General features: G+C 56.2%; 2 protein-coding genes. Both read right to left on the bottom strand.

The features are described from left to right. Window positions 1–347 (bottom strand): hypothetical protein (locus tag AC1RP1_RS07760; protein ID WP_481762684.1); only part of this gene is annotated, 347 nt, incomplete at its 3' end. Next, on the bottom strand, window positions 347–543 hold a 197-nt coding region (locus AC1RP1_RS07755; protein WP_481762683.1), incomplete at its 5' end, for a hypothetical protein. The genes AC1RP1_RS07760 and AC1RP1_RS07755, both read right to left, overlap by 1 nt.

Below are 543 nucleotides of genomic sequence, written 5' to 3'. Positions count from 1 at the left end.
CAGTAGAGCATGGGCGTCGTCGGGTCGTCCAGAAACATACCAATGCTCTGATCCTGCTTCGACGAGTCGATCACGCGTTCTTTCATGCGCTCGTTCTCGGTCCCGAAGTCCTGAGGCATCCACCGAAACTTACCGCATTTCCAGACCCACCCCGGAACCACGGACAGCAGCTGCGGCGCACGCTTGGCCTCAATGGTCTTGGGTATAGCCGCCGCTTTAGTAGCACTTGTGGGCTTAGCCCCGTCTTCCGGAGCCACCTCATTTGCAATGTCATTGGCCGGATCGTATTTGGGTGCCACTTTCTTTGCCGCAACTCGGCGTCGGCCGCCGCCCTTGATTTCTTCCATCAGAGTTTCCCGTACAAATATTCTTGAGCATGGACAAGCGTCGAGTCCGATCCATCGAACGCGACCGCGCCGGACTCCAGATCATATTCCAATTCCCATCGGACCACAACAGAATTGTGCATGACACGCAACCGCCGCTGCCGGTACTGAATATCGAAGGACTTGGCACCGAACCCGCGATTGCTGAAGTTCATGT

It is taken from the genome of Dellaglioa sp. CoH-56-MRSF-13, from assembly GCF_056782095.1.
Note: the sequence above shows the minus strand (reverse complement) of the source record. Positions and strands in the feature narration are given on the sequence as shown.